The 25771-nt window shown below is 66.2% G+C and carries 28 protein-coding genes and 1 tRNA gene; 11 read left to right on the top strand and 18 right to left on the bottom strand.

Annotated elements, in window-relative coordinates:
• Positions 1–6 precede the first annotated feature (6 nt).
• From ACREYQ_RS04810 to ACREYQ_RS04765, 10 genes are all read right to left on the bottom strand, one after another.
• Complete coding sequence (locus ACREYQ_RS04810) at positions 7–609, bottom strand: NADH-quinone oxidoreductase subunit C (RefSeq protein WP_432259638.1); 603 nt, start codon at positions 607–609, stop codon at positions 7–9.
• A 1-nt stretch (position 610) separates the two neighbouring features.
• Positions 611–1093, bottom strand: coding sequence for a NuoB/complex I 20 kDa subunit family protein (locus tag ACREYQ_RS04805; RefSeq protein WP_011297145.1), 483 nt, complete (start codon positions 1091–1093; stop codon positions 611–613).
• A 6-nt stretch (positions 1094–1099) separates the two neighbouring features.
• Positions 1100–1459, bottom strand: a complete 360-nt coding sequence (locus tag ACREYQ_RS04800; protein ID WP_078195723.1) for an NADH-quinone oxidoreductase subunit A — start codon at positions 1457–1459, stop codon at positions 1100–1102.
• Positions 1460–1625: 166 nt separating this feature from the next.
• Positions 1626–1710 (bottom strand) — tRNA-Leu (locus ACREYQ_RS04795).
• A gap of 187 nt (positions 1711–1897) precedes the next feature.
• Positions 1898–2272, bottom strand: a complete 375-nt coding sequence (gene secG, locus ACREYQ_RS04790) for a preprotein translocase subunit SecG (RefSeq protein WP_432259637.1) — start codon at positions 2270–2272, stop codon at positions 1898–1900.
• A 63-nt stretch (positions 2273–2335) separates the two neighbouring features.
• Entirely contained in the window at positions 2336–3073 is a 738-nt protein-coding gene (gene tpiA, locus ACREYQ_RS04785) for a triose-phosphate isomerase (RefSeq protein WP_432259636.1), read from the bottom strand.
• Positions 3074–3186: 113 nt separating this feature from the next.
• Positions 3187–4191, bottom strand: coding sequence for an NAD(P)H-quinone oxidoreductase (locus tag ACREYQ_RS04780; RefSeq protein WP_432259635.1), 1005 nt, complete (start codon positions 4189–4191; stop codon positions 3187–3189).
• 184 nt (positions 4192–4375) lie between these two features.
• The gene (pnp, locus tag ACREYQ_RS04775) at positions 4376–6547 is read right to left on the bottom strand and encodes a polyribonucleotide nucleotidyltransferase (protein WP_432259634.1); all 2172 of its coding nucleotides are present in this window, start codon (positions 6545–6547) and stop codon (positions 4376–4378) included.
• A gap of 460 nt (positions 6548–7007) precedes the next feature.
• The gene (gene rpsO / locus ACREYQ_RS04770; RefSeq protein ID WP_432259633.1) at positions 7008–7277 is read right to left on the bottom strand and encodes a 30S ribosomal protein S15; all 270 of its coding nucleotides are present in this window, start codon (positions 7275–7277) and stop codon (positions 7008–7010) included.
• A gap of 161 nt (positions 7278–7438) precedes the next feature.
• Positions 7439–8695, bottom strand: a complete 1257-nt coding sequence (locus ACREYQ_RS04765) for a branched-chain amino acid ABC transporter substrate-binding protein (protein WP_432259632.1) — start codon at positions 8693–8695, stop codon at positions 7439–7441.
• Between the two features lie 202 nt (positions 8696–8897).
• Here ACREYQ_RS04765 and ACREYQ_RS04760 point away from each other — a divergent pair, with 202 nt between their 5' ends.
• A complete protein-coding gene (locus ACREYQ_RS04760; protein ID WP_432259631.1) occupies positions 8898–9425 on the top strand; it encodes a hypothetical protein in 528 nt (175 codons plus the stop codon).
• Positions 9426–9524: 99 nt separating this feature from the next.
• Here the strand turns inward: ACREYQ_RS04760 and ACREYQ_RS04755 are convergent, their stop codons facing one another.
• The 7 genes from ACREYQ_RS04755 to ACREYQ_RS04725 form a co-directional block, all read right to left on the bottom strand.
• The gene (locus ACREYQ_RS04755) at positions 9525–11066 is read right to left on the bottom strand and encodes a 2-isopropylmalate synthase (protein WP_432259630.1); all 1542 of its coding nucleotides are present in this window, start codon (positions 11064–11066) and stop codon (positions 9525–9527) included.
• Positions 11067–11402: 336 nt separating this feature from the next.
• The gene (gene lysM / locus ACREYQ_RS04750) at positions 11403–11906 is read right to left on the bottom strand and encodes a peptidoglycan-binding protein LysM (RefSeq protein ID WP_432259629.1); all 504 of its coding nucleotides are present in this window, start codon (positions 11904–11906) and stop codon (positions 11403–11405) included.
• Positions 11907–12030: 124 nt separating this feature from the next.
• Positions 12031–12927, bottom strand: a complete 897-nt coding sequence (pssA, locus tag ACREYQ_RS04745) for a CDP-diacylglycerol--serine O-phosphatidyltransferase (protein WP_432259628.1) — start codon at positions 12925–12927, stop codon at positions 12031–12033.
• Between the two features lie 25 nt (positions 12928–12952).
• On the bottom strand, positions 12953–13603 hold the full coding sequence (locus tag ACREYQ_RS04740; RefSeq protein ID WP_432259627.1) for a phosphatidylserine decarboxylase: 651 nt from the start codon (positions 13601–13603) through the stop codon (positions 12953–12955).
• 245 nt (positions 13604–13848) lie between these two features.
• Entirely contained in the window at positions 13849–14865 is a 1017-nt protein-coding gene (gene ilvC / locus ACREYQ_RS04735) for a ketol-acid reductoisomerase (protein ID WP_432259626.1), read from the bottom strand.
• A 123-nt stretch (positions 14866–14988) separates the two neighbouring features.
• On the bottom strand, positions 14989–15480 hold the full coding sequence (gene ilvN, locus ACREYQ_RS04730; RefSeq protein ID WP_010809144.1) for an acetolactate synthase small subunit: 492 nt from the start codon (positions 15478–15480) through the stop codon (positions 14989–14991).
• The gene (locus ACREYQ_RS04725) at positions 15480–17243 is read right to left on the bottom strand and encodes an acetolactate synthase 3 catalytic subunit (RefSeq protein WP_432259625.1); all 1764 of its coding nucleotides are present in this window, start codon (positions 17241–17243) and stop codon (positions 15480–15482) included. Before ACREYQ_RS04725 ends, ilvN begins: the two co-directional genes overlap by 1 nt.
• 380 nt (positions 17244–17623) lie before the next feature.
• Here ACREYQ_RS04725 and ACREYQ_RS04720 point away from each other — a divergent pair, with 380 nt between their 5' ends.
• From ACREYQ_RS04720 to ACREYQ_RS04675, 10 genes are all read left to right on the top strand, one after another.
• On the top strand, positions 17624–18193 hold the full coding sequence (locus tag ACREYQ_RS04720; RefSeq protein ID WP_432259624.1) for an RNA polymerase sigma factor: 570 nt from the start codon (positions 17624–17626) through the stop codon (positions 18191–18193).
• Positions 18190–18621, top strand: coding sequence for a DUF3619 family protein (locus tag ACREYQ_RS04715; RefSeq protein ID WP_432259623.1), 432 nt, complete (start codon positions 18190–18192; stop codon positions 18619–18621). The genes ACREYQ_RS04720 and ACREYQ_RS04715 overlap by 4 nt, the downstream gene beginning before the upstream one ends.
• Before the next feature lies 1 nt (position 18622).
• A complete protein-coding gene (locus ACREYQ_RS04710; RefSeq protein ID WP_432259622.1) occupies positions 18623–19405 on the top strand; it encodes a DUF3106 domain-containing protein in 783 nt (260 codons plus the stop codon).
• Positions 19406–19491: 86 nt separating this feature from the next.
• Complete coding sequence (locus ACREYQ_RS04705; RefSeq protein WP_432259621.1) at positions 19492–20025, top strand: RDD family protein; 534 nt, start codon at positions 19492–19494, stop codon at positions 20023–20025.
• The gene (locus ACREYQ_RS04700; protein WP_432259620.1) at positions 20022–21002 is read left to right on the top strand and encodes an esterase/lipase family protein; all 981 of its coding nucleotides are present in this window, start codon (positions 20022–20024) and stop codon (positions 21000–21002) included. The genes ACREYQ_RS04705 and ACREYQ_RS04700 overlap by 4 nt, the downstream gene beginning before the upstream one ends.
• 248 nt (positions 21003–21250) lie before the next feature.
• Entirely contained in the window at positions 21251–22117 is an 867-nt protein-coding gene (locus ACREYQ_RS04695; RefSeq protein ID WP_432260360.1) for a UDP-2,3-diacylglucosamine diphosphatase, read from the top strand.
• 71 nt (positions 22118–22188) lie between these two features.
• Entirely contained in the window at positions 22189–23310 is a 1122-nt protein-coding gene (locus ACREYQ_RS04690) for a glycosyltransferase family 4 protein (protein WP_432259619.1), read from the top strand.
• Positions 23237–23722, top strand: coding sequence for a diacylglycerol kinase (locus ACREYQ_RS04685; RefSeq protein ID WP_432259618.1), 486 nt, complete (start codon positions 23237–23239; stop codon positions 23720–23722). Before ACREYQ_RS04690 ends, ACREYQ_RS04685 begins: the two co-directional genes overlap by 74 nt.
• Before the next feature lie 101 nt (positions 23723–23823).
• Positions 23824–24525 (top strand): TetR/AcrR family transcriptional regulator, encoded by a 702-nt coding sequence (locus ACREYQ_RS04680; RefSeq protein ID WP_432259617.1) that lies wholly within the window; start codon positions 23824–23826, stop codon positions 24523–24525.
• Positions 24522–25106, top strand: a complete 585-nt coding sequence (locus ACREYQ_RS04675) for a TIGR00730 family Rossman fold protein (RefSeq protein WP_432259616.1) — start codon at positions 24522–24524, stop codon at positions 25104–25106. The genes ACREYQ_RS04680 and ACREYQ_RS04675 overlap by 4 nt, the downstream gene beginning before the upstream one ends.
• 34 nt (positions 25107–25140) lie before the next feature.
• Here ACREYQ_RS04675 and ACREYQ_RS04670 read toward each other — a convergent pair whose 3' ends face one another.
• Positions 25141–25737, bottom strand: coding sequence for a DUF924 family protein (locus ACREYQ_RS04670; RefSeq protein ID WP_432259615.1), 597 nt, complete (start codon positions 25735–25737; stop codon positions 25141–25143).
• Positions 25738–25771: the final 34 nt, after the last annotated feature.

Raw genomic sequence — 25771 nt, 5'->3', positions numbered from 1 at the left:
GGCGCGTTATCCGTGCTGCAAGCCGCCGTAGTTTTCCTCGCGGATCACGCGGGGCGTGATTTCGCGCGGATCGATCGTCACCGGCTGGTAGATGACCCGCTTCTGTTCCGGGTCGTAGCGCATCTCGACAAAGCCGGAAACCGGGAAGTCCTTGCGGAACGGATGGCCGACGAAACCGTAGTCGGTCAGGATGCGGCGCAGGTCCGGATGGCCGTCGAACACGATGCCGTAGAAATCGAAGGCTTCGCGCTCGAACCAGTTGACGCCGTTCCACACGTCGATCACCGACGGCAGCACCGGGAAATCATCATCCGGGGCGAACACGCGCACGCGCAGGCGCCAGTTGTGGGTGATCGACAGCAGCTGCGAGACCGCGGCGAAGCGCGGGCCGTCCCAGCTGCCTTCGCCGTATTCGGAATAGTCCACGCCGCACAGGTCGATCAGCTGCTCGAAGCGCAGCGACGGATCGTCGCGCAGGGTGCGGGCAGCTTCCAGGTAGTCGTCGGCCTTGACGATCAGCGTCAGTTCGCCGGTCGCCTCGATCAGTTTCTGCACGCGCTTGCCGAGAGCTTTCTCGAGCGCGGCCTTCAGGATGTCGAGCTTCGCCATTTCAGCCCTTGCGCGCGATGGTGTTGGTACGCTTGATCTTGTTCTGCAGCTGGATCACGCCGTAGATCAGCGCCTCTGCCGTCGGCGGGCAGCCCGGCACGTAGATATCCACCGGCACGATACGGTCGCAGCCACGCACCACCGAGTACGAGTAATGGTAGTAGCCGCCGCCGTTGGCGCACGAGCCCATCGAGATCACCCAACGCGGTTCCGCCATCTGGTCGTAGACCTTGCGCAGCGCGGGGGCCATCTTGTTGCACAGCGTGCCGGCCACGATCATCACGTCCGACTGGCGCGGCGACGGGCGAAACACCACGCCGAAGCGGTCCAGGTCATAGCGCGCGGCGCCGGCATGCATCATTTCCACAGCACAGCAGGCCAGGCCGAAGGTCATCGGCCACAGCGACCCGGTGCGGGTCCAGTTGATCAGCTTGTCAGCGGTAGTCGTGACGAAGCCTTCATTGAGAACGCCTTCGATTGCCATTTCACATCACTCCCAATCGAGCGCGCCCTTTTTCCAGATGTAGACGAAGCCCACGATGAATTCCAGCAGAAACACGCCCATGGCGATGAATCCCGGCCAGCCGATTTCCCGCAGGGCGACACCCCACGGAAACAGGAAGGCGGTTTCGAGATCGAACAGGATAAACAGGATGGCGATGAGGTAGTAGCGCACATCGAACTTCATGCGCGCGTCCTCGAACGCTTCGAAGCCGCACTCGTACGGCGACAGCTTCGCGGGATCGGGCTTGTTCGGACCGAGGATCCGACCGATCGACATCAGTGCCACGCCAAGCACGACACCGAAGATGATGAAGATGAGAACGGGGAAGTAGGCTTCGAGATTCAAGGTACGGCCAGCCTTATCTGGAATGTTGTCAACAGCACCAGCTGAAGCGGCGTCCTGTTGCCCACCCCAGGCGCTAAGCCATAGACCTCATGGCGCGCCGCCTTGCGGACTGCCGGAGTCCCACGCTCGGGTGCATTGCCCGGCCAGGGACTCCGATCAAGTTGTTTGGTGCCGACGGCGAGACTCGAACTCGCACAGCTTTCGCCACTACCCCCTCAAGATAGCGTGTCTACCAATTTCACCACGTCGGCTGGGGGAGAAACAATATTGCCTGGCGCCGGGTTTTCAGGCCCTTCAGGTCCTTTGCAAAAGCTTTCGTCTTTGCTCGGAACCCATCGCTGGGGAATCGTTTCAAGCCTTGCATTCTAACCCAGATTTCTTGCTTTGTTCAACGCACAACTGCAAAAAAACTCAGGAATCCGCCGCAAGGCAATCGGATTATTTCGGTACAGCGGGGGCTGCCGGCGCCGAAGCGGCCGCAGCGGCAGCCGGCGCTGCGGCGGGAGCCGATGCGCCTGCGACGGCGGGCGCGGATGCCGGCGCCGCGCCCATCACGCCCAGCGACGCAGCGGGCTTGTAATTGCCCAGCAGCGTCAGCGCCAGCGTACAGACGAAGAACAGCGTGGCCAGCACGGCGGTGGTGCGCGACAGGAAGTTCGCCGAGCCGGTGGCACCGAACAGGCTGCCCGAGGCGCCCGAACCGAATGCCGCGCCCACATCGGCGCCCTTGCCATGCTGGATCAGCACCAGGCCAATCACGCCCAGCGCCGACAACACCTGCAGCACCACCAACAATGTCTTGAAGATTGCCATTTGATTTAAATTAGCCTTACTGGCTGGTTACTTGCCTGATCGGTCGATCGGAACGGCCGGCATTCAGGCGTTGCCGATCGCGAGAAAATCTTCCGGTTTCAGCGAGGCGCCGCCAATCAGGCCCCCGTCGATATCGGTCATGGAAAACAGTTCGGCCGCATTGTCCGGCTTGACGCTGCCGCCGTACAGGATGGCCATGCGCCCGGCCACGCCCGCGTCGCGCGCGGCAACCTGGCCGCGCAGGAAAGCGTGCACCGCCTGAGCCTGCTCGCTGGTGGCGGTCCTGCCGGTGCCGATCGCCCAGACCGGCTCATAGGCCAGCACCACGCGGCTCAACTGCTCCACGGTCAGCGCCTCCAGCACGGCCTGCAGTTGCCTGCCGACCACGGCCTCGGTCTCGCCCGCCTCGCGCTGGGCCAGCGTTTCGCCCACGCAGACCACCGGGACGATGCCGAATTCCAGCGCGCGCAGCGCCTTGGCCGCGACGGTCTGGTCGGTTTCGCCGTGGTAAGTGCGGCGCTCCGAGTGACCGACCAGCACATAAGTGCAGCCAAACTCACCCAGCATCGATGCCGCCACTTCGCCGGTAAAGGCGCCGCGCGCCTCGGCCGACACATCCTGTGCGCCCCAGGCCACTTGCGAGCCATTCAGCAACGCCTGACATTGTGCAAGATAGGGGAACGGCGCGCAGACCGCCAGCGTCGCCCTGGCCCCGCCAGCCTTGATTCCGTCCAGCAGCGCCGCGTTCGCAGCCAGGCTGCCATGCATCTTCCAATTGCCGATGACGAGCTTTTGTCTCACGAAGTGCCCCTCCCAAATCAAACCCGGTATTGTAGCGTGTGGCAGGGGCACGGCGCTACCGCCGCCCGATGACGGGGGCGGCAGCATTGGCCACATGCAACGGGCGCTGCGCCTTACCAGGTCAGCACGATCTTGCCGATATGCTCGCTCGACTCCATCAGGCGATGCGCGTCGGCTGCCTGCGCAGCCGGGAACACCTGGTGGATCACCGGCTTGATCTTGCCCGCGGCCAGCAGCGGCCACACCTGCTCATGCAGCGCCGCGGCAATCTTGCCCTTGAACGATGCCGGGCGCGGACGCAGCGTGGAACCGGTCACGGTGATGCGCCGGCGCAGGATATCGCCCAGCGGGATTTCGGCCTTGGCACCGCCCAGCAGCGCGATGATGACGATGCGGCCGTCGTCGGCGATGCACTTGAGCTCGCGCGCCAGGTACGGGCCGGCAACCATGTCGAGAATCACGTCAACACCCTTGCCGCCGGTCAGCGCGGCCACCTCGGCAACGAAGTCCTGGGTCTTGTAGTTGATCGCGCGATCGGCACCCAGGTCTTCGCAGGCCTTGCACTTCTCGTCGGTGCCGGCGGTGACGAAGACCTTGTAGCCCAGCGCCTTGGCGACCTGGATTGCGGTCGTGCCGATGCCGCTGGAGCCGCCCTGGATCAGCAGGGTTTCATCCTTGCCGCGCGGGCCCTGGCCCAGGTAGCCGCGGTCGAACACATTGCTCCAGACCGTGAAGAAGGTCTCCGGCAGCGCCGCGGCCTCGATATCGCTCAGGCCCTGCGGCGCCGGCAGGACCTGCGCCAGCGGCGCCGTGCACAGCTGCGCGTAGCCGCCACCCTGCACCAGCGCGCAGACACGGTCGCCCACCTTCAGGCCGAAGCGGTTGTCGGCATGCGACAGGTCGCCGCCCACCACCACGCCCGCCACTTCCAGCCCGGGCAGGTCCGAAGCGCCCGGCGGCACCGGATAGTTGCCGGTGCGCTGGAACACGTCGGGACGATTGACGCCGGCGGCAGCCACGCGGATCAGGACCTCGCCCGCGCCCGGCACCGGGTCGGGACGCTCGGCCAGCTGGAGGACTTCGGGGGCACCGTATTCGCGGATCTCGATGGCTTGCATGCTGCTCTGCTCCTTGTACTTGTCTTGGCGCGGCTCGACGATGGGTCGCGCCAGGGTCGGTGTGAGCCGTGGCTCGATAGGGTTGCCGGCAGTGTAAACAAAAAAACGGCTGGACATCGTCCAGCCGTTTTTCCGGCGGCACCACCTTGCGGCGGCGCCCGCGGGCAATCCTGCCCCGCTGACTTTACTGCTGTTCCGAGCCTTCGGCCGGGGCTGACGGGGCAGCGGCTTCGCCGGCGTTGATCGGGCTGATGCTGCCGCCCTCTTCGGCCAGCGCGGCCTTCAGCGACAGGCGCAGGCGGCCCTTCTCGTCAGCCTGGATCAGCTTGACGCGGACATGCTGGCCTTCCTTCAGCCAGTCCTTGATGTCCTTCACACGCTCGTTGACGATTTCCGAGATGTGCAGCAGGCCATCCTTGCCCGGCAGGATGTTGACGATGGCGCCGAAGTCCAGCAGCTTCAGCACGGTACCGGCGTAGATCTTGCCCACTTCGGCTTCCGCGGTGATGCCCTCGATGCGGCGCTTGGCTTCGGCCATGCCGTCGGTCGAGGTCGACGCGATCGTGATCGTGCCGTCTTCCTGGATGTCGATGGTGGTGCCGGTTTCCTTGGTCAGCGCCTGGATGGTCGAACCGCCCTTGCCGATCACTTCGCGGATCTTGTCCGGATGGATCTTCATGGTGATCATGCGCGGCGCGTGCGCCGACAGCTCGGTGCGGGCGTGGCCCATCGCATCCTGCATCTTGTGCAGGATGTGCAGGCGGCCTTCCCTGGCCTGCGCCAGTGCAACCTGCATGATCTCCTTGGTGATGCCCTGGACCTTGATGTCCATCTGCAGCGCGGTGATGCCGTTGTCGGTACCCGCCACCTTGAAGTCCATGTCGCCCAGGTGGTCTTCGTCGCCCAGGATGTCGGTCAGCACGGCGAACTTGTTGCCTTCCAGGATCAGGCCCATGGCCACGCCGGCCACGTGCGCCTTGACCGGAACGCCGGCGTCCATCAGCGCCAGGCAGCCGCCGCAGACCGAAGCCATCGACGACGAGCCGTTGGACTCGGTGATTTCCGAAACCAGGCGGATGGTGTAGGCGAATTCATCGTCCTTCGGCAGCACCGGGATCAGTGCGCGCTTGGCCAGGCGGCCGTGGCCGATTTCGCGGCGCTTCGGGCTGCCCACGCGACCGGTTTCGCCGGTGGCGAACGGAGGCATGTTGTAGTGAAGCATGAAGCGGTCGCGGTATTCGCCGGCGAGCGCGTCGATGATCTGCTCGTCGCTCTTGGTGCCCAGCGTGGCCACCACCAGCGCCTGGGTTTCACCACGGGTGAACAGCGCCGAGCCGTGCGCGCGCGGCAGCACCGACGAACGGATCTCGATCGGGCGCACGGTGCGGGTGTCGCGGCCGTCGATGCGCGGCTCGCCGCCCAGGATCTGGCCACGGACGATCTTGGCTTCCAGGTCGAACATGATGTTGCCGACTTCCACCTTGTCAGCTTGCACGCCGGCCGTTTCCAGCGCGGCGGCCACGTTGGCCGACACTTCCTTCAGCTTCTGGCTGCGGGCCGACTTCTGGCGCAGCTGGTAGGCTTCCTGCAGCAGCGGCAGTGCCACTTCGGTGACCTTGGCGATCAGCGGCTCGTTCTTGGCGGCCGGGGCCCAGTCCCATTCAGGCTTGCCACCTTCGCGCACCAGCTCATGGATGGCGTTGATCGCGATCTGCATCTGCTCGTGGCCATAGACCACGGCGCCCAGCATGACGTCTTCGGACAGCTGGTTGGCTTCCGATTCCACCATCAGCACGGCGCGCTCGGTACCGGCGACCACCAGGTCCAGGTCCGAGGTGGCGATCTGCGAGCGGGTCGGGTTCAGCAGGTACTGGCCGTCCTTGTAGCCCACGCGCGCGGCGCCCACCGGGCCGTTGAACGGGATGCCCGACACGGCCAGCGCGGCCGACGCGCCGATCAGCGCGGGGATGTCGGCGGGCACTTCCGGGTTCAGCGACACCACGTGGATCACCACCTGGACGTCGTTGTAAAAGCCCTCAGGGAACAGCGGACGCAGCGGACGGTCGATCAGGCGCGAGGTCAGCGTCTCGTTTTCCGACGGACGGCCTTCACGCTTGAAGAAGCCGCCGGGGATCTTGCCGGCTGCGTAGGTCTTCTCGATGTAGTCGACGGTCAGCGGGAAGAAGTCCTGGCCCGGCTTCGGGCTCTTGGCGGCGACCACAGTCGCGAGCACCACGGTGTCTTCCACATCGACCAGCACCGCACCGCCGGCCTGGCGGGCGATTTCGCCGGTTTCCATGCGGACCGTGTGCTGGCCCCACTGGAATTCCTTGACGACCTTGTTGAACATGGACATTTGCATTCCTTGACTTGCGTGCATGCCGCGCAATCACGCAATCACTCGCGCGCGGCCTGCGACGCCTGCGTTCTCAGCCGCAGGCAAACTGCCGGGTTGCCGGTCGCAGTCACAGGGAAGTGCTATGCCATTCCAGCGCGGCACTGGCATGCCGATGCCGCGCTGGAATGACACAAAGCCCTGGTTCCTTGCCCGATCCGGGTATTCAAAACAAAAAAGAACAACTTACTCCGTTGCGCAGCTTGCTGCAACGGGCGCCCGGGGAATCAGAATGCTCGCCGGGCGACGTGAAGCGAAAATCACTTCATCAACTGCCTTGCATCCCTGGGCAACGCGGATTCACCCCGCCAGAAATGCAAAATGCCTGCCCCAGCAATGCTGAAGCAGGCATCGAGGCCTCACGCGAAACCGTGCAAACCCTGGAATCGCGCTGCCATCTGACGCAACCTCCGACGCAACCTTACTTGCGCAGGCCCAGCTTTTCGATCAGGGCGCGGTAACGGTCGGCATCGTTGGACTTGAGGTAGTCCAGCAGGCGGCGACGGCGGCTCACCATGCGCAGCAGGCCGCGGCGGCTGTGGTGATCCTTCATGTTGGCCTTGAAGTGCGGGGTCAGTTCGTTGATGCGGGTGGTCAGCAGGGCCACTTGCACTTCGGGGCTGCCAGTGTCGTTGGCGCCACGCGCGAACTGCTTGACGACTTCGGACTTGTTGATATCGGCGACTGCCATGATGATTTCCTTTCACTTGCGAACGCTACAGCGCGGGATGCGCCGCATGCGTCGTGCCATGTATTGACTGGCTACTGCCGCCATCAGGCCGATGGCCCGATCACGACAGCCGCGGATTATAGCCGAAAAGCCGCGGCAGGAGTACCCGGCAGCCCCGGCGCTCAGGGGCGCTCCATCCGGCACGTGGTCGGCAGCGTGGTCTGCGCGGCCTTGAGCTTGCGCACGGTACGGAAGCCATAGCCCGAGCCCTCGTTGTCAAAGCGCACCGCCCCGCCCTGGCGCTCCATCACCGACACGTACAGCGGCTGCAGCACCTGGTGGTCGTCGGCGCGCACGGTGGCCTCGTGGAAGTCATTGACGTAGCGCATGTTCTCCAGCGCGCGCGCCACCTTGACCGCATCGGTGGAGCCGGCCTGCTCGATCGCGCGCGCCAGCATCTCCACCATCATCTGCATGCGCAGGTGCACGTAATCGTCCTTCGGGTCCGGATAGCGCGCGCGGAACTGCCGGTAGAAGGCGTCCGACGCCGCGCCGCCCACGTTGGGGTGCCATTCCGCCACCGCGAGCACGCGGCCCACGCCGGCATCGCCCATCGCCGCGGGCGCGCCCAGGCCGTTGCCGTAGAAGGTATAGAACCTGGCCTGCAGGCCGCCTTCGCGCGCGGCCTTGACCATCAGCGTCAGGTCGTTGCCCCAGTTGCCGGTGATGACCGCGTCCGCCCCGCTCGCCTTGATCTTGGCGATATAGGGCGCGAAGTCCTTGATCTTGCCGATCGGGTGGAACTCGTCGCCCACGATATGGATATCCGGGCGGCGCGCCGCCAGCATCTCGCGCGCCGAGCGCGATACCTGGTGGCCGAAGCTGTAGTCCTGGTCGATCAGGTAGACGCGCCGCACGGTCTGGTCCTGGCGGATCACCTCGGTCAGTGCCTGCATGCGCATGTCGGCGCTGGCGTCAAAGCGGAAGTGCCAGAAGCTGCAGTTCTCGTTGGTCAGGCTGGGATCGACCGCCGAGTAGTTCAGGAACAGCACGCGCGCGTCGGGCTGGCGCGCATTGTGGCGGTTGATGGCCGACACCAGCGCGCTGGCCACGGCCGAACTGTTGCCCTGCAGGACAAAGGGGATGCGCTTGTCGGTCAGCGCGCGCAGCTGGATCAGGCTTTCATCGACATTGCCCTTGCTGTCGAAGGTGACCAGCTCCAGCGGCCGCGCGCCCTCGGCGGTCTTGACACCGCCGCGCGCATTGATGCGGTCGATCGCCAGGCGCAGGTTGCGCACCACCGCCTCGCCGGCGTTGGCGAACGGGCCGGACAGGCCGTCGATCATGCCCAGCCGGATCGGCTCCTGCGCCGACGCGCCCGCCGCTGCCACCAGCAACAACCCGCCCAGCCATCCACGCCACCGTGCCGCAACCTTCATTCATCTCTCCCGGAAAGCGCTGGATGGTACGGCAGCCCCCGCCCGGCGGCAAATGCCATGGCGCGCGGCCAGCGGCATGCCGTTCGCCGGGGCAACGGCCATGTTGCAGGAATATCCCCCAAAAAGCAGCGCCCGACGCACAAACGGCGGGGACCGCACTACACTTGCCGCATTCCCGTCCACGCATCGATCGAGGTTCGCCATGATTCCTGTCATCACCAACGGCGCTCGCCGGCTCGCATTGGCGCTGGGTGTCGCCATGTTGTCCGGCTGCACCACGCTGATGCCGGTACAGGAAGGCACCAGGCTGGTGGGCCAGCCGCAAGCCGCGGTACAGGCCGCCTTCGGCCCGCCCACCGATGTGTTCCCGCTGAGCGACGGGACCTCGCGCTGGATCTACTCCAGGCAGCCGCTGGGCCAGTATGCCTATGGCGCCGACTTCGACCGCGGCGGCAACCTGACCGCCTTCCGCAACATGTTGTCGACGCCCGAACTCTACAAGGCGCAGGTCAATACCTGGACCAAGCGGGACGTGGCCGAGCATTTCGGCGCGACGCGCCTGCCGGTCGACTACTACCCCCTGATGCGGCGCGAGGTCTGGTCCTACCGCTTCCGCCATGAAGACATGTGGCCGTCGCTGTTCAACTTCTATTTCGACGACGCCGGCATCCTGCGCCAGACCCAGATCACGCCCGACCCGCTTTACGATCCCGCCGAGCGCCGCCGCTGAGCACATGAAAAAGCCCGCCATCCCCGGGTCGGGAATGGCGGGCTTGGTCCGTACGCTCAGGCCGGATAGGCCTTCCGCCGTCTGACGCAGACGCCTTGGTCAGATCTGCGGGTTGATCTTCTGCACCGCCTTGTCGTGCAGCTTGTTCAGCGCGGCCAGGTAGGCCTTGGCCGAAGCGGCGACGATATCCGGGTCGGTGCCCACGCCGTTGACGATGCGCCCGGCCTTGGACAGGCGCACGGTCACTTCGCCCTGGGCCTCGGTACCGCCGGTAATGGCGTTCACCGAGTAGAGCACCATCTCGGCGCCGCTCGCCACGCGCGACTCGATCGCATGCAGGGTGGCGTCGACCGGGCCGTTGCCCTCGCCCTCGCCGCTCTGCTCCTGGCCGTCCATGCTGAACACCACGCGAGCGTGCGGGCGCTCACCGGTCTCGGAGCGCTGCGACAGCGAGATGAAGCGGAAGTGCTCGTTGGCGTCGTGCTGGGCTTCGTTCGAGACGATGGCGACGATGTCCTCGTCGAAGATCTCGGCCTTCTGGTCGGCCAGTTCCTTGAAGCGGGTGAAGGCGGCGTTGACTTCAGTCTCGCTCTCGAGCTCGATGCCCAGTTCCTGCAGGCGCTGCTTGAAGGCATTGCGGCCCGACAGCTTGCCCAGCACGATCTTGTTGGCGCTCCAGCCCACATCTTCCGCGCGCATGATCTCGTAGGTGTCGCGCGCCTTGAGCACGCCATCCTGGTGGATGCCCGAAGCATGCGCGAAGGCGTTGGCGCCCACCACGGCCTTGTTCGGCTGCACCGCGAAACCGGTGATCTGCGACACCAGCTTGGAGGCCGGCACGATCTGCGTGGTGTCGATGCCGAGGTCCAGGTCGAAGTAGTCGCGGCGCGTCTTCACCGCCATCACCACCTCTTCCAGGCTGGTGTTGCCGGCACGCTCGCCGAGGCCGTTGATGGTGCATTCGATCTGGCGCGCGCCGGCCATCTTGACGGCGGCGAGCGAATTGGCCACGGCCATGCCCAGGTCGTTATGGCAGTGCACCGACCAGATCGCCTTGTCCGAGTTGGGGATGCGCTCGCGCACCGAACGGATCAGGTCGGCGTAGCCCTCGGGCACGGCATAGCCCACGGTATCCGGCAGGTTGATGGTGGTCGCGCCTTCCGCGATCACGCCTTCCAGCACGCGGCACAGGAAGTCCATGTCCGAGCGGCTGCCGTCTTCCGGCGAGAACTCGATGTCATCGGTGAACTGGCGCGCAAAGCGCACCGCCAGGCGGGCCTGGTTATACACCTCGTCCGGCGTCATGCGCAGCTTCTTCTCCATGTGCAGCGCGGAGGTGGCGATGAAGGTGTGGATGCGGAACGAGTTGGCCGGCTTGAGCGCCTCGGCGGCGCGGGCGATGTCCTTGTCGTTGGCACGGGCCAGCGAGCAGATGGTCGAGTCCTTGACCACCTGCGCGATCGAGCGGATTGCCTCGAAGTCGCCGTTGGAGCTCGCCGCGAAACCGGCCTCGATCACATCGACTCTCAGGCGTTCCAGCTGGCGTGCGATGCGGATCTTTTCCTCGCGGGTCATCGAGGCGCCGGGCGACTGCTCGCCGTCACGCAAGGTGGTGTCGAAAATGATGAGTTTGTCAGACATTTTGTGGAGCTCCTGATTGCTTATCGTGTGCTGTCCCCGGCACGCTGCGTCCGGGGCTTTACCGCCTGTTCCGCGCTCCACGGCTGTGGAATGCAAAACGCCCCGGCGTGCGTGCAGCAGGCCGGGGCGTTGGAAAATTCCTTGCGGATTTCGCGCTAAGGGAGTGAGTCTGTCCTTAGCGCGCGCGCGTCCCGACCTGATGGCCTAGTAGGCCACCTAGGGTGATGCGGGCGATTAGGACTTGGCGCGAAATCATGTCAGCGACTATAGCCGAGTTGGCGCGCCCGTGCAATACAGGGTTTAGCCCATTTTGCCCGGATGCGCCAGCGGCACGGATCAGCCCTTGGGCGGGATGCGCAGCTTCTGGCCCGGGTAGATCTTGTCCGGGTTACTCAGCATCGGCGTGTTGGCCTCGAAGATCTTGTTGTACTCGGCGCCGTTGCCATAGGCGGCCTGGGAGATCGCCCACAGCGTGTCGCCCTTGACCACGGTATGCCACGTCGACTCCTCGGACTCGACATTGACCGACATCTTGTCCTCGACCTTGTCCACGCCCTCGACATTGCCGGCGCACAGGATGATCTTCTCGCGCGTGGCCTGGTCGGGCGCGACGCCGAACACGGTCACCAGCCCCTGCGAACCGTCGACCTGCACCATCAGCCCGGTGGCGTCCAGCCCCATCTTCTTGATGTAGCTCTCGATCGCATCGCCCGCGGCGCGATTGGCGGCATCGACATTCTCCGCCGACGCGTCGGCCGCGGCGGCCTCCTGCGCGGCCTTGGCCTCGCCGGTGCCGAACAGCTTTTCTCCCGCTTCCTTGATGAAGTCGAACATGCCCATGACATCCTCCTGACGGTGAGTGGAAAACACTGCAGAGTGCCACGCCCTGATGGCCGTGGCATGAAAGCAATGGTGAATTCTGCAAAGCAAGAAGGGCGCCTGAGCGCCCTTCTGCTTACAACACTTAGGCCTTGCCGCCGTTCTCGCGTGGCTTCTTCTCGATGGCCGGCTTGCCGTGCATGGCCCGCCAGGCCCACAGCACATAGCCCGAGATCGCATAGGCCACGAACAGCCCGAACAGCGCCACCGGCGGATCGGTGGAGACCACCACGAACAGCACCAGGACCAGCACCATCATGCCGAACGGCACGCGGTAGCGCACGTCAAGCGCCTTGCCGCTGTAGAACGGCGCGTTGGACACCATCGACAGCCCGGCGTACAGCGTAATGCCAAAAGCGACCCACGGCATCCACAGCTCCTTGACCGGCAGCTTGTTGTCGATCACCAGCCAGACAAAGCCGGCCACCAGCGCGGCGGCCGCGGGGCTGGGCAGGCCTTGAAAGAAACGTTTGTCGATAACGCCGATGTTGGCGTTAAAGCGCGCCAGGCGCAGCGCCGCGCAGGTGCAGTAGACGAAGGCTGCGATCCAGCCCCACTTGCCGAGGTCATGCAGGATCCATTCGTACATCACCAGCGCCGGCGCGACGCCAAACGAGGTCATGTCCGACAGCGAGTCATACTGCTCGCCAAACGCACTCTGCGTATTGGTGATGCGCGCCACGCGCCCGTCCATGCCATCCAGCACCATCGCCGCGAAGATGGCGATGGCCGCGGCGTCGAAGCGCATGTTCATGGCCTGGACGATGGCGAAGAAGCCCGCGAACAGCGCCGCGGTGGTGAACGCGTTGGGCAGCAGGTAGATGCCGCGCCGGCGCGGTCGCTGGTAGACGACATCGTGGTCGTCGGCGGCATCGTCGTCGAAGTCGTCGTCGGCGCCGCGCAGCTGGTTATGGCGGAACGGCCGCAGGTGGGTCACGTTGCCGTTGCTGCTGCGCTTGTTACGTCGATGGAAGGCAACCATCACAGTCCTCCGGTCAGGCCGCCGCTCACTTCACGTCGAGTTCGGCGAGGATGGTCGATGAGGCCGATACCTTCTCGCCGATGGTCACGCGCGGGCGCGCATCGAGCGGCAGGTAGACGTCCACGCGCGAGCCGAAGCGGATGAAGCCATAGCGCTGGCCGCGCGACAGGTTGTCGCCCACCTTGGTGTAGCACAGGATGCGGCGCGCCACGAGGCCGGCCACCTGCACCAGCGTCACCAGCTGGCCGTCGGAGGCGCGCCGGATCAGCACGGCGTTGCGCTCGTTCTCGACCGATGCCTTGTCCAGGTCGGCATTGACGAACTTGCCGGCGAAGTATTCGACCTTCTCGACCGCGCCGTCGACCGAGACACGGTTCGAGTGCACGTTGAAGACGTTCATGAAGACGCTGATCTTCAGCGCCTCGCGCCCGGCGTACGGATCCTGCGCCTTTTCGACCACGACGATGCGGCCGTCGGCCGGGGCCAGCACGGCGTTGGGCTGAGACGGGATCGGGCGCGGCGGATCGCGGAAGAACTGCAGCACGAATACCGTGATGATCCACAGCGGCAACGCCCACCAGAAACCCGCGCTGGCGTGCACCAGCAGCGAGATGACAAAGGCGCCGGCCAGGAACGGCCAGCCTTCACGGGCGATCAGCGGATGAGGATAGTTCATGCAGTACAGGTGTCGGTGGATACAAGACCATGGCATGGCGGGACGGAAAGCGGCGATAGCAGCCACCGCCGGCGCTCCATGGTCGCGGAGCAGGATAATGCACGCCTTGCCCAAAGTCTGACAAGCATAACAAAAAGCCGTTCAGGCCCCGCGACTCCCTCCTGATGACAGAAGGGCCTGGCACGGGACGCTGAACGGCCGCGGCCCGCCGCCGTGCGGCGCGGGCCATCAGACAGCGATGCAGCTTAGTTCTTCGACTGGTCGACCATCTTGTTCTTGGCGATCCACGGCATCATCGCGCGCAGCTTCTCGCCAACCACCTCGATCTGGTGCTCGGCGTTCAGGCGGCGGCGCGAGATCAGGGTCGGGGCGCCGGCCTTGTTCTCCAGCAGGAAGCTCTTGGCGTACTCGCCGGTCTGGATGTCGGTCAGGCACTGCTTCATCGCCTTCTTGGTCTCTTCGGTCACCACGCGCGGGCCGGTGACGTACTCACCATATTCCGCGTTGTTGGAGATCGAGTAGTTCATGTTGGCGATGCCGCCTTCGTAGATCAGGTCGACGATCAGCTTCAGTTCGTGCAGGCACTCGAAGTAGGCCATTTCCGGCGCGTAGCCGGCTTCCACCAGGGTTTCGAAGCCAGCCTTGATCAGCTCGACGGTACCGCCGCACAGCACGGCCTGCTCGCCGAACAGGTCGGTTTCGGTTTCTTCACGGAAGTTGGTCTCGATGATGCCGGCACGGCCGCCGCCGTTGGCGGTGGCGTACGACAGCGCGATGTCACGGGCGGCGCCGGACTTGTTCTGGTGCACGGCGATCAGGTGCGGCACGCCGCCACCCTGGGTGTACGTGGCGCGCACGGTGTGGCCCGGGGCCTTGGGCGCGATCATGATCACGTCCAGGTCGGCGCGCGGGATCACGGCACCGTAGTGCACGTTGAAGCCGTGGGCGAAGGCCAGCGCAGCGCCCTCCTTGATGTTGTCGTGCACTTCGTTCTTGTACACGTCGGCGATCTGCTCGTCCGGCAGCAGGATCATGACCACGTCGGCACCCTTGACGGCCTCGGCCACTTCCTTGACTTGCAGGCCGGCGTTGGCGGCCTTGTTCCACGACGCGCCACTCTTGCGCAGGCCGACCGTCACATTGACGCCCGAATCCTTCAGGTTCAGCGCGTGGGCATGGCCCTGCGAGCCATAGCCGATGATGGTGACGTTCTTGCCCTTGATCAGGGAGAGGTCGGCGTCCTTGTCGTAAAACACTTTCATGATGATTCCTTCAATCTCTGTCTTTTGTATGAGGGGGGCGGCATCCTCGTGCGCATCGTGTGCGCCCGGATCGCGCCGCCCCGGGGATACTGCGTGAAGCCGTTTGGGTGAGCCGGGGCCCGGTCAGACCTTCAGGATGCGCTCGCCGCGGCCGATGCCCGAGCCGCCGGTACGGACGGTCTCCAGGATGGCGGTGCGGTCGATCGCGTCCAGGAACGCATCGAGCTTGACGCCGTTGCCGGTCAGCTCGATGGTGTAGGTCTTCTCGGTGACATCGATGATGCGGCCGCGGAAGATGTCGGCGGTGCGCTTCATTTCCTCGCGCTCCTTGCCCACCGCGCGCACCTTGACGAGCATCAGCTCGCGTTCGATGTGCGCGCCTTCGGTCAGGTCGACCACCTTGACCACCTCCACCAGGCGGTTCAGGTGCTTGGTGATCTGTTCGATCACGTCATCCGAGCCGGAGGTGACGATGGTCATGCGCGACAGCGAGGCATCCTCGGTGGGTGCCACGGTCAGCGTCTCGATGTTATAGCCGCGGGCCGAGAACAGGCCCACCACGCGCGACAGCGCGCCCGGCTCGTTTTCCAGCAGGACCGAAATGATGTGTCGCATTACAGGTCCTCCGCGCCGAGCAGCATTTCGGAAATGCCCTTGCCCGCCTGGACCATCGGCCAGACGTTTTCGGTGGGATCGGTCTGGAAGTCCAGGAACACGGTACGGTCCTTCAGGCGGAACGCCTCGCGCAGCGCCGGCTCGACGTCGGCCGTCTTTTCGACGCGCATGCCGACGTGCCCGTAGGCCTCGGCCAGCTTGACGAAATCGGGCAGCGCGTCCATGTAGGAGTGCGAGTAGCGGTTGTCGTACTCGATCTCCTGCCACTGGCGCACCATGCCCAGGTAGCCATTGTTCAGCGAGCAGATCTTCACCGGGGTGTCGTACTGCAGGCAGGTCGACAGTTCCTGGATGCACATCTGGATCGAGCCTTCACCGGTGATGGTGACGACTTCCTTTTCCGGGAACGCCTTCTTGATGCCCATGGCGTACGGCAGGCCCACGCCCATCGTGCCCAGGCCGCCGGAGTTGATCCAGCGGCGCGGCTCGTCGAACTTGTAGAACTGCGCGGCCCACATCTGGTGCTGGCCGACATCGGAGCAGATGAAGGCATCGCCGTGGGTCAGTTCCCAGATCTTTTCCACCACGTACTGCGGCTTGATGATCTCGGAGCTGCGGTCGTACTTCAGGCAGTCCACCGAGCGCCATTGCTCGATCTGCTCCCACCATTTGGCGAGCGCCTCGCGCCTGGGCTTGATGTCGCTGGCCTTGATCTGCGCGATCAGTTCCTGCAGCACGTCCTTGACGTTGCCGACGATGGGGATGTCGACCTTGACGCGCTTGGAAATCGACGACGGATCGATGTCGATATGGATGATCTTGCGCGCCTGCGAGGTGAAGTGCGACGGGTTGCCGATCACGCGGTCGTCGAAGCGGGCACCGATGGCGATCAGCACGTCGCAGTTCTGCATGGCCATATTGGCTTCATACGTGCCGTGCATGCCGAGCATGCCGACGAACTGCTTGCTGGTGCCGGGGAACGCGCCCAGGCCCATCAGCGTGTTGGTCACCGGGTGGCCGGTCAGCGCCGCCAGCTGGCGCAGCTCATCGCTGGCATTGGCCAGCACCACGCCGCCGCCGCTGTAAATGAACGGACGCTCGGCGCCCTGCAGCAGCGCCACGGCCTTGCGGATCTGGCCCGAATGGCCCTTGTTCACCGGGTTGTACGAGCGCATGTCGATCGACTTGGGGTACTCGTACTTGCAGGCATTGCGCGAGACATCCTTGGGGATGTCCACCACCACCGGGCCCGGACGGCCGGTCGAGGCAATGAAGAACGCCTTCTTGATGGTCGCGGCGAGGTCGCGCACGTCCTTCACCAGGAAGTTGTGCTTGACGATCGGGCGGGTGATGCCGACAGTGTCGCACTCCTGGAAGGCGTCCTGGCCAATGGCGTGGGTCGGCACGTTGCCGGTGATCACCACCATCGGAATCGAGTCGAGGTAGGCGGTGGCGATGCCGGTGACGGCATTGGTCACGCCGGGACCGGAGGTCACCAGCGCTACGCCCACCTTGCCGGTTGCCCGTGCATAGCCGTCTGCGGCATGGACCGCGGCCTGCTCGTGGCGCACCAGGATGTGCTCGAACTTGGTTTGCTTGTGGAGCTCGTCGTAGATGTACAGCACTGCGCCGCCGGGGTAGCCCCAGACGTACTCGACGCCTTCTTCGGCAAGTGCGTGAACGAGAATTTCCGCCCCGATCATTTCGGGTGCGGCAGATGAATTGCTGTCTGCGTGGGAGAATTCCGCGCTGGGCATGTTCATTTCAGTCCTTTGCAATTTTCGGCAAAAAATTGTTTGGATGCTCTCTGCCGGGCTTGTGGCTCGGGTTCAAGCGGTGCGCGTCTGCATGGAAGACCGCCTCATAAGCGGCCGGATGAGACAACCACTGATGTCGTGTGAACCGGTGATGATACTGCAATGCACCAGCGCGGTCTACGGTTGTTTACACCCCGGGCATCGGGGAGTTCCCGGACAACCGGCATGATTTTTCCGCGCCGCAATGTACTTGTGGCCATACAAGGTGGTACAGAGCGGCGTTTTTTTGCTAGCATCGCACCACCCTGAATGTGCCACGGGCCGTACGCAGCACATTCACCAAAGCCGGGCATTTTGACCCGCAGCAACAAGCCGCAACCGCCTGAATGGCCACCGACCAGGAACTGTCCGATTTTCTTGCCAGCGTCGAGCGCCGCGCCTTCAAGCAGGCCGTGTTCTCGGTCCGCGACGACGAGGCCGCGCTGGATATCGTCCAGGACGCGATGATCAAGCTGGCCGAGAAGTATGGCGACAAGGGCGCCGCCGAGCTGGCGCCGTTGTTCCAGCGCATCCTGCAGAACACCATCCACGACTATTTCCGCCGCCAGAAGGTGCGCAACACCTGGGTCTCGCTGTTTTCCAGCCTGCGCGACGACCGCGACGGCGGCGACGACAACGACCTGCTGGAGACGCTTGAGGCACAGGCGGGCTCCGAATCGGCCGAAAGCAGCGCCGACAAGGTCGAGCGCGCCCAGACCATGCACATCATCGAGCAGGAGATCCAGCGCCTGCCGGCGCGTCAACGCCAGGCATTCCTGATGCGTTACTGGGAGGACATGGACGTTGCCGAAACTGCCGCGGTGATGGGCTGTTCCGAAGGCAGCGTCAAGACGCACTGTTCCCGTGCCACGCACACACTTGCGCAGGCACTGCGTGCACGGGGGGTCCGACTATGAGCAGAAACGACAAAGAAATCAGCGAACGCCGGTTTGCCCATGAGGTTCGGGCGGCACTTGATGCCGGCACCGAGGCCTTGCCGGCCGACATTTCCGAGCGGCTCGCCGCGGCGCGCCGGATCGCGGTCGCCCGCAAGAAGGCCGCAGCGCCCGTGCTGGTGCCGCAACTGGCCATGCCAGGTGCGCACGGCTCCCTGTTTGACGACGACGGCTCGCCGTTGCACCGCGCCGGCGCCTGGCTGCGCCGCCTCGGCCTGGTCTGGACGCTGGTGGCGCTGGCCGCCGGCCTGATTGGCATCTATCGCTGGCAGGAACAGAAACGCATCGAGGAACTGGCCGATATCGACGCCGCCATGCTGCTCGACGACCTGCCGCCCACGGCCTACGCCGACGAGGGCTTCCACGTCTTCCTGAAGCGCGGGCAATAGCATGGCGCGCGCAACGTTCCGCCCCGGCGCCCTGCGCCGCCGGCTGGCCGCGCTGCTCGCCGGCGCCGGGGCTGCCGCTTGCTGGGGCCTGGTGCCGCCCGCGGCGCATGCACAGGGCGCCTCAGCGGTCACCTCCCCCTCTGCCGCGCAGGCTGCCAATGCCCGGCCGGCCTGGGCCGACCTGAGCCCGGTCAACCAGCGCATCCTGGCACCGTTGCAGCCGCTGTGGGACAACCTGCCCGAACTGAACCGGCACAAGTGGCTGCGCATCGCCGAGCGCTATCCGAAGTTCTCCCCGGCCGAGCAGGCCCGGTTGCAGGCGCGGATGGCGGAATGGGTCAAGATGACGCCGCAGCAACGCCGGCTGGCGCGCGAGAACTACCAGATCACGCGCTCGCTGCCGGCCGAGAAAAAGGCCGAGGCCTGGGACAAGTACCAGCAGCTGCCTGAAGAGCAGAAGAAGAAGCTCGCCGCCGCCGACCGTGTCCCGCGCCGCCCCGGCGCCGTCAGCGCGCTGCCCAGCGGCAAGCGCCTGCCCAGCGACACCAGCCGCCAGCTGCGCCGCGAACCGAAGGCTGCCGGCACCTCGGCGGCCCGCGCCGGCAGGCCGGCCAGCGAAGCCCGGGCGCAGCCTGCCACCACGGCAGCCGCGGCGTCGGTGCCAGTGCCTGCGCCGGCTGCCGCGCCGGCCACGCCTGCACCCGCCGCACCGGCCACCACCGCTGCTGAAGCCACCACGGAAGCCGCCGCGCCCGCGGCCTCGGACGCGACCACGCGCCAGTAATCCGCAAGCCATTTGGCATAATGGCCGCTTCATGCCGGCCAGCGATGCAAGAGCCGGCCCCGCCTGCCCTGCCTTCTTCGCCTTCCATGCCCGCTGCCACCTTCGATCCCAAGCCCGCCGCAGCCGCCCTTCCCGCCGCCCCGCCCCTACGCCGCCGCATCGCCTGCATGCTCTATGAAGGCGTGCTGCTGTTCGGCGTGCTGAGCGCATCGACCGCCGCCTATCTGCTGGCGCGGCCGCTGCTGCAGAAGCTCGGCCTGGACGGGCCGCTGGGGATCCAGTTGTGGAGCTTCCTGGTGATGGGGCTGTATTTCACCTGGTTCTGGCAACGCAACGGCCAGACCCTGGCAATGCAGACCTGGCGCATGCGCGTCGAGAACGCCGCGGGCGTGCCGCCGCGCTGGCCGCAAGCGGCGCTGCGCTACGTGCTGGCGTGGCTGTGGCTGCCGCCGTCGGCGGCGGTCGGCCACCTGCTGGGGCTGGTCAAGGGACCATTCGTGGGCGTGCTGTGCGCCGGCCTGCTGATCTGGATCCTGCTGGCGCGGCTGGATCCGCGCCGCCAGTTCCTGCACGACCGCCTGGCCGGCACGCGGCTCACGGACCTGCGCGCCAAGCCATGAGCCTGGGCGCCGCCGGCATCCGCCGCATTGCGGTGGCCTTGCAGGCGGCCGCAGCGCTTGGCATTGCCGCCGGGCTGGCGCACACAGCCGGCTGGCCATGGCCCGGCGCAATCGCCACCGGCGTGGCGGTGATCCTCGGCAGCTTCGCCGGCGGCATTGCCCTCGCCTTCGCCCTGAGCGGGCGCGGCCTGTGGGTCGGGCACGGCGATCGCCCGCCTGCGCCCCCTGTTGAGCTCGCCGCCACGCGGCGGCCGCTGCGCCTGCCCGACGCACTGCGCTGCTATGTCACCGAATGCCTGGCGGTGCTGCGCATGTTTGACTGGCTGCAACCGTTCCGGGCGCGCGCGCGCTTCGCCCCGACAGCCGATGCCCGGCCCGGCCGCGACGCCCCGCCGGTGCTGCTGGTGCACGGCTACGCCTGTGGACGGGCCATCTGGCTCGACATGCAGCCGGCACTGGCCGCCGCCGGCTATCGCTGCAAAGGCATCGATCTCGAACCCGTATTCGGCGATATCGACGACTACGCGCACGCGCTGCTGGCCGCCATGCGGCGCATCAGTGCCGAGACCGGGCGCGCGCCGCTGCTGGTCTGCCACAGCATGGGCGGGCTGGCCGCGCGCGCCGCGCTGCAACTGGCCGGCGACGATGACGCCTGCGCCGGCGTGGTGACGCTGGGCAGCCCACACCACGGCAGCGCGCTGGCGCGCTTTGGCGGCGGCCACAATGCGCGCCAGATGCGTTGCGGCAGCCCCTGGCTGCGCGCGCTTGCCGCCGCGGAAACGCCCCGCTCGCGGGCGCGCATGATCTCGGTCTTCAGCTGGCATGATTCGATCGCCGGGCCGCCCGGCACCGGCTGGCTCGACGGCGCCGGGCATATCCCGCTGTCCGGCATCGGCCACGTGTCGCTGCTGCGCCATCCCGCCGCGGTGCGTGCGGTGCTCGACGCACTGGCCGAACTGTCCGCGCGCGGCCGCTGACGCCTGCACCGTCGCCGGCTGTCCCACTTCCGCCACGATTCACATGTCAGTCATGTTTCCGTCACGGCACCGTCATCGCGGGCTGGCTGAATGCAGCCATCGCCGCAACCGGGACTGCCATGGTGCAAGCAATCCGATCTGCCCGCGGGTATCTGTCGAAAGCCGCGCAACTGACGCAATGGCTGCGCCGCAGCCCTGAGAGCCACTGGGCCAACGGCCCCGACAGCGCCGCGCCGCTGACCGCCTTCATGGCGCCGGCCCTGGATGCCGCCGCGCTGGCGCCCCAGCGCGAACAGCAAGAGACCTATCCGCCCGAGCCGCACCCGATCCAGCGCTACCGCGCCATCTGGCTGTCGGACATCCACCTGGGCACGCCCGGCTGCCAGGCCGACTACCTGCTGGACTTCCTCAAGCACAACGAATCCGAGCAGCTCTACCTGGTCGGCGACATCATCGACGGCTGGCAGCTGCGCCGCGGCTGGTACTGGCCACAGAGCCACAACGACGTGGTGCAGAAGCTGCTGCGCAAGGCGCGCAAGGGCACCGAAGTGATCTACGTGCCCGGCAACCACGACGAGGCAGCGCGCCAGTTCGACGGCATGGCCTTCGGCGACATCACCGTGCGCGAAGAGGCGGTGCACACCACCGCAACCGGGCGCCGGCTGTGGGTGGTGCACGGCGACCTGTTCGACGGGGTGGTGCAGCACGCGCGCTGGCTGGCCTACCTGGGCGATTCGCTGTACACGGTGATCCTCGCGCTGAACCGCCACTTCAACCGGCTGCGCGCGCGCCTGGGCTTCCCGTACTGGTCGCTGTCGCAGTTCCTGAAGCACCAGGTCAAGAACGCGGTCAACTACATCGGCGCGTTCGAGAGCGCGATGGTCGATGAGGCGCGCCGCCGCGGCTGCGACGGCGTGGTCTGCGGCCATATCCACAAGGCCGAGATCCGCGAGGTCAATGGCCAGCTCTATTGCAACGACGGCGACTGGGTCGAAAGCCTGTCGGCGCTGGTCGAGACCATCGAAGGCGAGCTGAAGATCGTCTACTGGACCACGCTGCTGGACGCGCCGGCCCCGGCCACGCGCCGCCGTCGCCGCGCCGCCGTGGCTGGCTGAGCCCGGACAGCCACGCATTGCCACCCATTACTCCATCCGCACTGCCCTTCCAACGCGCCCGAGGAGGCTGCATGAAGATCCTGATCGTCACCGATGCCTGGGAACCGCAGGTCAATGGCGTGGTGCGCACGCTCAAGTCCACGCGCCGCGAACTGGAGGCGATGGGCCACACGGTCGACATGATCACGCCGCTGGAATTCCGCACCGTGCCTTGCCCGACCTACCCCGAGATCCGCCTGTCGCTGTTGCCGGCGGCACGCGTGCAGCGCCGCATCGAGGCCTTCGCCCCCGATGCCCTGCATATCGCCACCGAAGGGCCGCTGGGACTGGCCGCGCGGCGCCATGCGATCCGCCGCCGGCTGCCTTTCACCACGGCCTACCACACGCGCTTTCCGGAATATGTGCAGGCACGCTTCGGCATTCCGCTGGCGTGGACCTACCGCTTCCTGCGCTGGTTCCACGGCCCGGCCCAGTCCGTGATGGCGCCCACTCCGGTGGTGCTGGACGACCTGCGGCAATATGGCATCACCAACGCCGTGCTGTGGACGCGCGGCGTAGACCTGGACGTGTTCACGCTGCAGCGCCCCAATGTGCTCAACACCGCCCACCCGATCTTCCTGTACGTGGGCCGCGTGGCGGTGGAAAAGAATGTCGAGGCGTTCCTGGCGCTGGACCTGCCCGGCTCCAAGTGGGTGGTCGGCGACGGCCCGGCCCTGCCGGCACTGCGTGGGCGCTACCCGGGCGCCAACTACCTCGGCGTGCTGAGCCAGCCCGAACTGGCCCGGGTGTATGCTTCGGCTGATGTGTTCGTGTTCCCGAGCCGCACCGACACCTTCGGGCTGGTGCTGCTGGAAGCGCTGGCCAGCGGGCTGCCCGTGGCCGCCTATCCGGTCACGGGCCCGATCGATGTGCTGGGCGACAGCCCCGCCGGCGTGATGCACGAAGACCTGCGCGAAGCCTGCCTGGAAGCGCTGCGCATCGACCGCGCCACGGCCCGTGCCCATGCCGAGCGGTTCTCCTGGCGCGCCGCCTCCGAGCAGTTCCTGGCCCACCTGCGGCCGTTCCCTGCCGGCAATCCAGGCCGGGGCGGCGCAGCGGCCCAACCCGCCCCGCAACCCCATGTCCAAACCGCGTCCGGAACTGCCGTCCGACCCGCCAATGCAGAAGCCGCCGCAGGCAATGCAGAACGCTGACTACTCCATCGAGCAGAATCCCCACAAGGGCAACCGCGGCCTGGCGCGCGCCTGGCACGCGGCCATCAATTCGCTGTCCGGGCTGCGCTATGCGGTGCTCGAGGAAAGCGCCTTCCGCCAGGAGCTGACGCTGGTGGTGATCCTGACGCCGTGCGCCTTCCTGCTGCCGGTGGGCGCGGTCGAGCGCATCCTGCTGCTGGGCACGCTGCTGGTGGTGCTGATCGTCGAGCTGCTCAACTCCAGCGTCGAGGCCGCGATCGACCGCATCTCGCTGGAGCGGCACAGCTTGTCCAAGCGTGCCAAGGATTTCGGCAGCGCCGCGGTGATGCTGGCGCTGGTGCTGTGCGGCGGCACCTGGGTCACCATTGCCGGGCCGCACGTGGTGCGGTGGGTGCGGGCGCTGGCGGGCTGATCCGGCACACGCGGGCGTGCCCGGATGGGGCAGGCGTAGCCGATTGCTTATAATCGCTACCCTGCCCCGACTTATTGATCGCACCGATCGCCCGGACGCCCATGGAACCGAAACCGCAAACCGGCCCCCGCCGCACCAGGGACCGCATCCTCGACGTCTCGCTGCGCCTGTTCAACGAAGTCGGCGAGCCCAACGTCACCACCACGACGATCGCGGAAGCGATGGAGATCAGCCCCGGCAATCTCTACTACCACTTCCGCAACAAGGACGACATCATCAACTCGATCTTCGTGCGCTTCGAGCAGGAGATGGAGCGCCGCCTGAAGATGCCGGACGACCACAAGGCCACCCTGGACGAGAGCTGGGGCTACCTGCAGTACATGTCCGAGTTCCTGTGGAACTACCGCTTCCTGTACCGCGACATCAACGACCTGCTGGCGCGCAACCGGATGCTGGAGACCAACTTCAAGCGCATCGTCGAGCAGAAGCAGCGCTTTGCGCAAGAGATCTGCCGCCAGTTCATCGAAGACGGCGAGATGGAAGCCACGCCCGAGCAGGTCGAGGCCATCTGCACCAACATGGTGGTGATCGCCACCTACTGGCTGTCGTTCCAGTTCGTGCAGCATCCGCGCCAGTACAACGACCCCGAGCAGATCCGCGGCTACCTGCACGGATCGAGCTACCACATCTTCTCGATCCTGGCCCCCTACCTGCGCGGCCGGGCGCGGGATGCGTTCGACCAGCTGGCGCGCGACTACGCCGCAGCCAGGGCGGCCGCCGACGCGGCAAAGGAAGCGAAGTGAAATCCGTCTGCGTATATTGCGGGTCCAGCCCCGGCAACCGTCCCGAATACGCCGAAGGCGCGCGCCTGCTCGGCCGCACCCTGGCCGAAAGCGGGCTGGCGCTGGTGTACGGCGGCGGCAAGGTGGGCCTGATGGGCATTGTCGCCGACGCCGTGCTGGAGCACGGCGGCCGCGCCATCGGCATCATCCCCGAGGCGCTGATGCAGAAGGAAGTGGGCCACCGCGGCCTGACCGAGCTGCACGTGGTGCGCAACATGCACGAGCGCAAGCAGATGATGGCCGACCGCGCCGACGCCTTTATCGCCATGCCCGGCGGCGTGGGCACCTTCGAGGAACTGTTCGAGACTTTCACCTGGCTGCAGCTGGGCTACCACGACAAGCCGGTGGGCCTGCTGAATCTCACCGGGTTCTACGACGGCATGCTGGGCTTCCTGTCGCATGCCGTGCAGGAAGGCTTCCTGAAGCAGGTGCATGCCGACCTGCTGCATGTGGCCGACACGCCCGCCGGCCTGCTGGCGCAGTTGGCCGCCGCGCCGCGCGTGCGCGTCGACAAATGGCAGAAAGCGCGCGACAAGACCTGAGCGCACGCCCCTCGCCGGGCCTGGCAGGCCCGGCCTAGAACGATGAGCCCGGCTGCTGCAGGAACGCCAGTTCCCCGGCCGTGCTCTGCCGGCCCAGCACCGCATTGCGGTGCGGAAAGCGGCCAAAGCGCGCGATGATCGCGCGGTGCTTCTCGGCCCAGTCCACCACATCGACCACCCCGCCGCTGGCCTCGCGCAGCTGCGTCGCCAGGCGCACTGACTCGTCCTGGTCCGCCAGCGCCTCGGAATGCTCGAACGGCATGTGGCAAAACATGCGGTGGTAGTCCGTGGGCAGCGCGCGGTCCATGCCGGTGGCGACGATGCGCCTGGCCAGCGCCAGCGCCAGCGCATCGCTGCCAAAGCTGCGCGGATCGTTGCGGAACATGTTGCGCGGAAACTGGTCCAGCAGCACCACGCGCGCGCAGGCACCCTCGGGCGTGACCGACCAGTCGTCCGGCGCCCCGTCGCGGGCGACCTGCCAGTCGGACAGGAAGTTCGCGCGGACCTGCGCATCGAAGGCATCCGACTTGGTGAACCATTGCGGCCGCTCGGTATTCCAGGCAGCCGAACCGTGCTGGCCGAACCAGAAATCGAGCACACGCACGGCGTCTTCAGGCAGTTGGTCGGTCATGGGTCTCTGGAAGGTGGAAAGAAGGGAGCGGCGG

The sequence above is a fragment of the Cupriavidus sp. TMH.W2 genome (genome assembly GCF_050847365.1).
GTDB lineage: Bacteria > Pseudomonadota > Gammaproteobacteria > Burkholderiales > Burkholderiaceae > Cupriavidus.
Note: the sequence above shows the minus strand (reverse complement) of the source record. Positions and strands in the feature narration are given on the sequence as shown.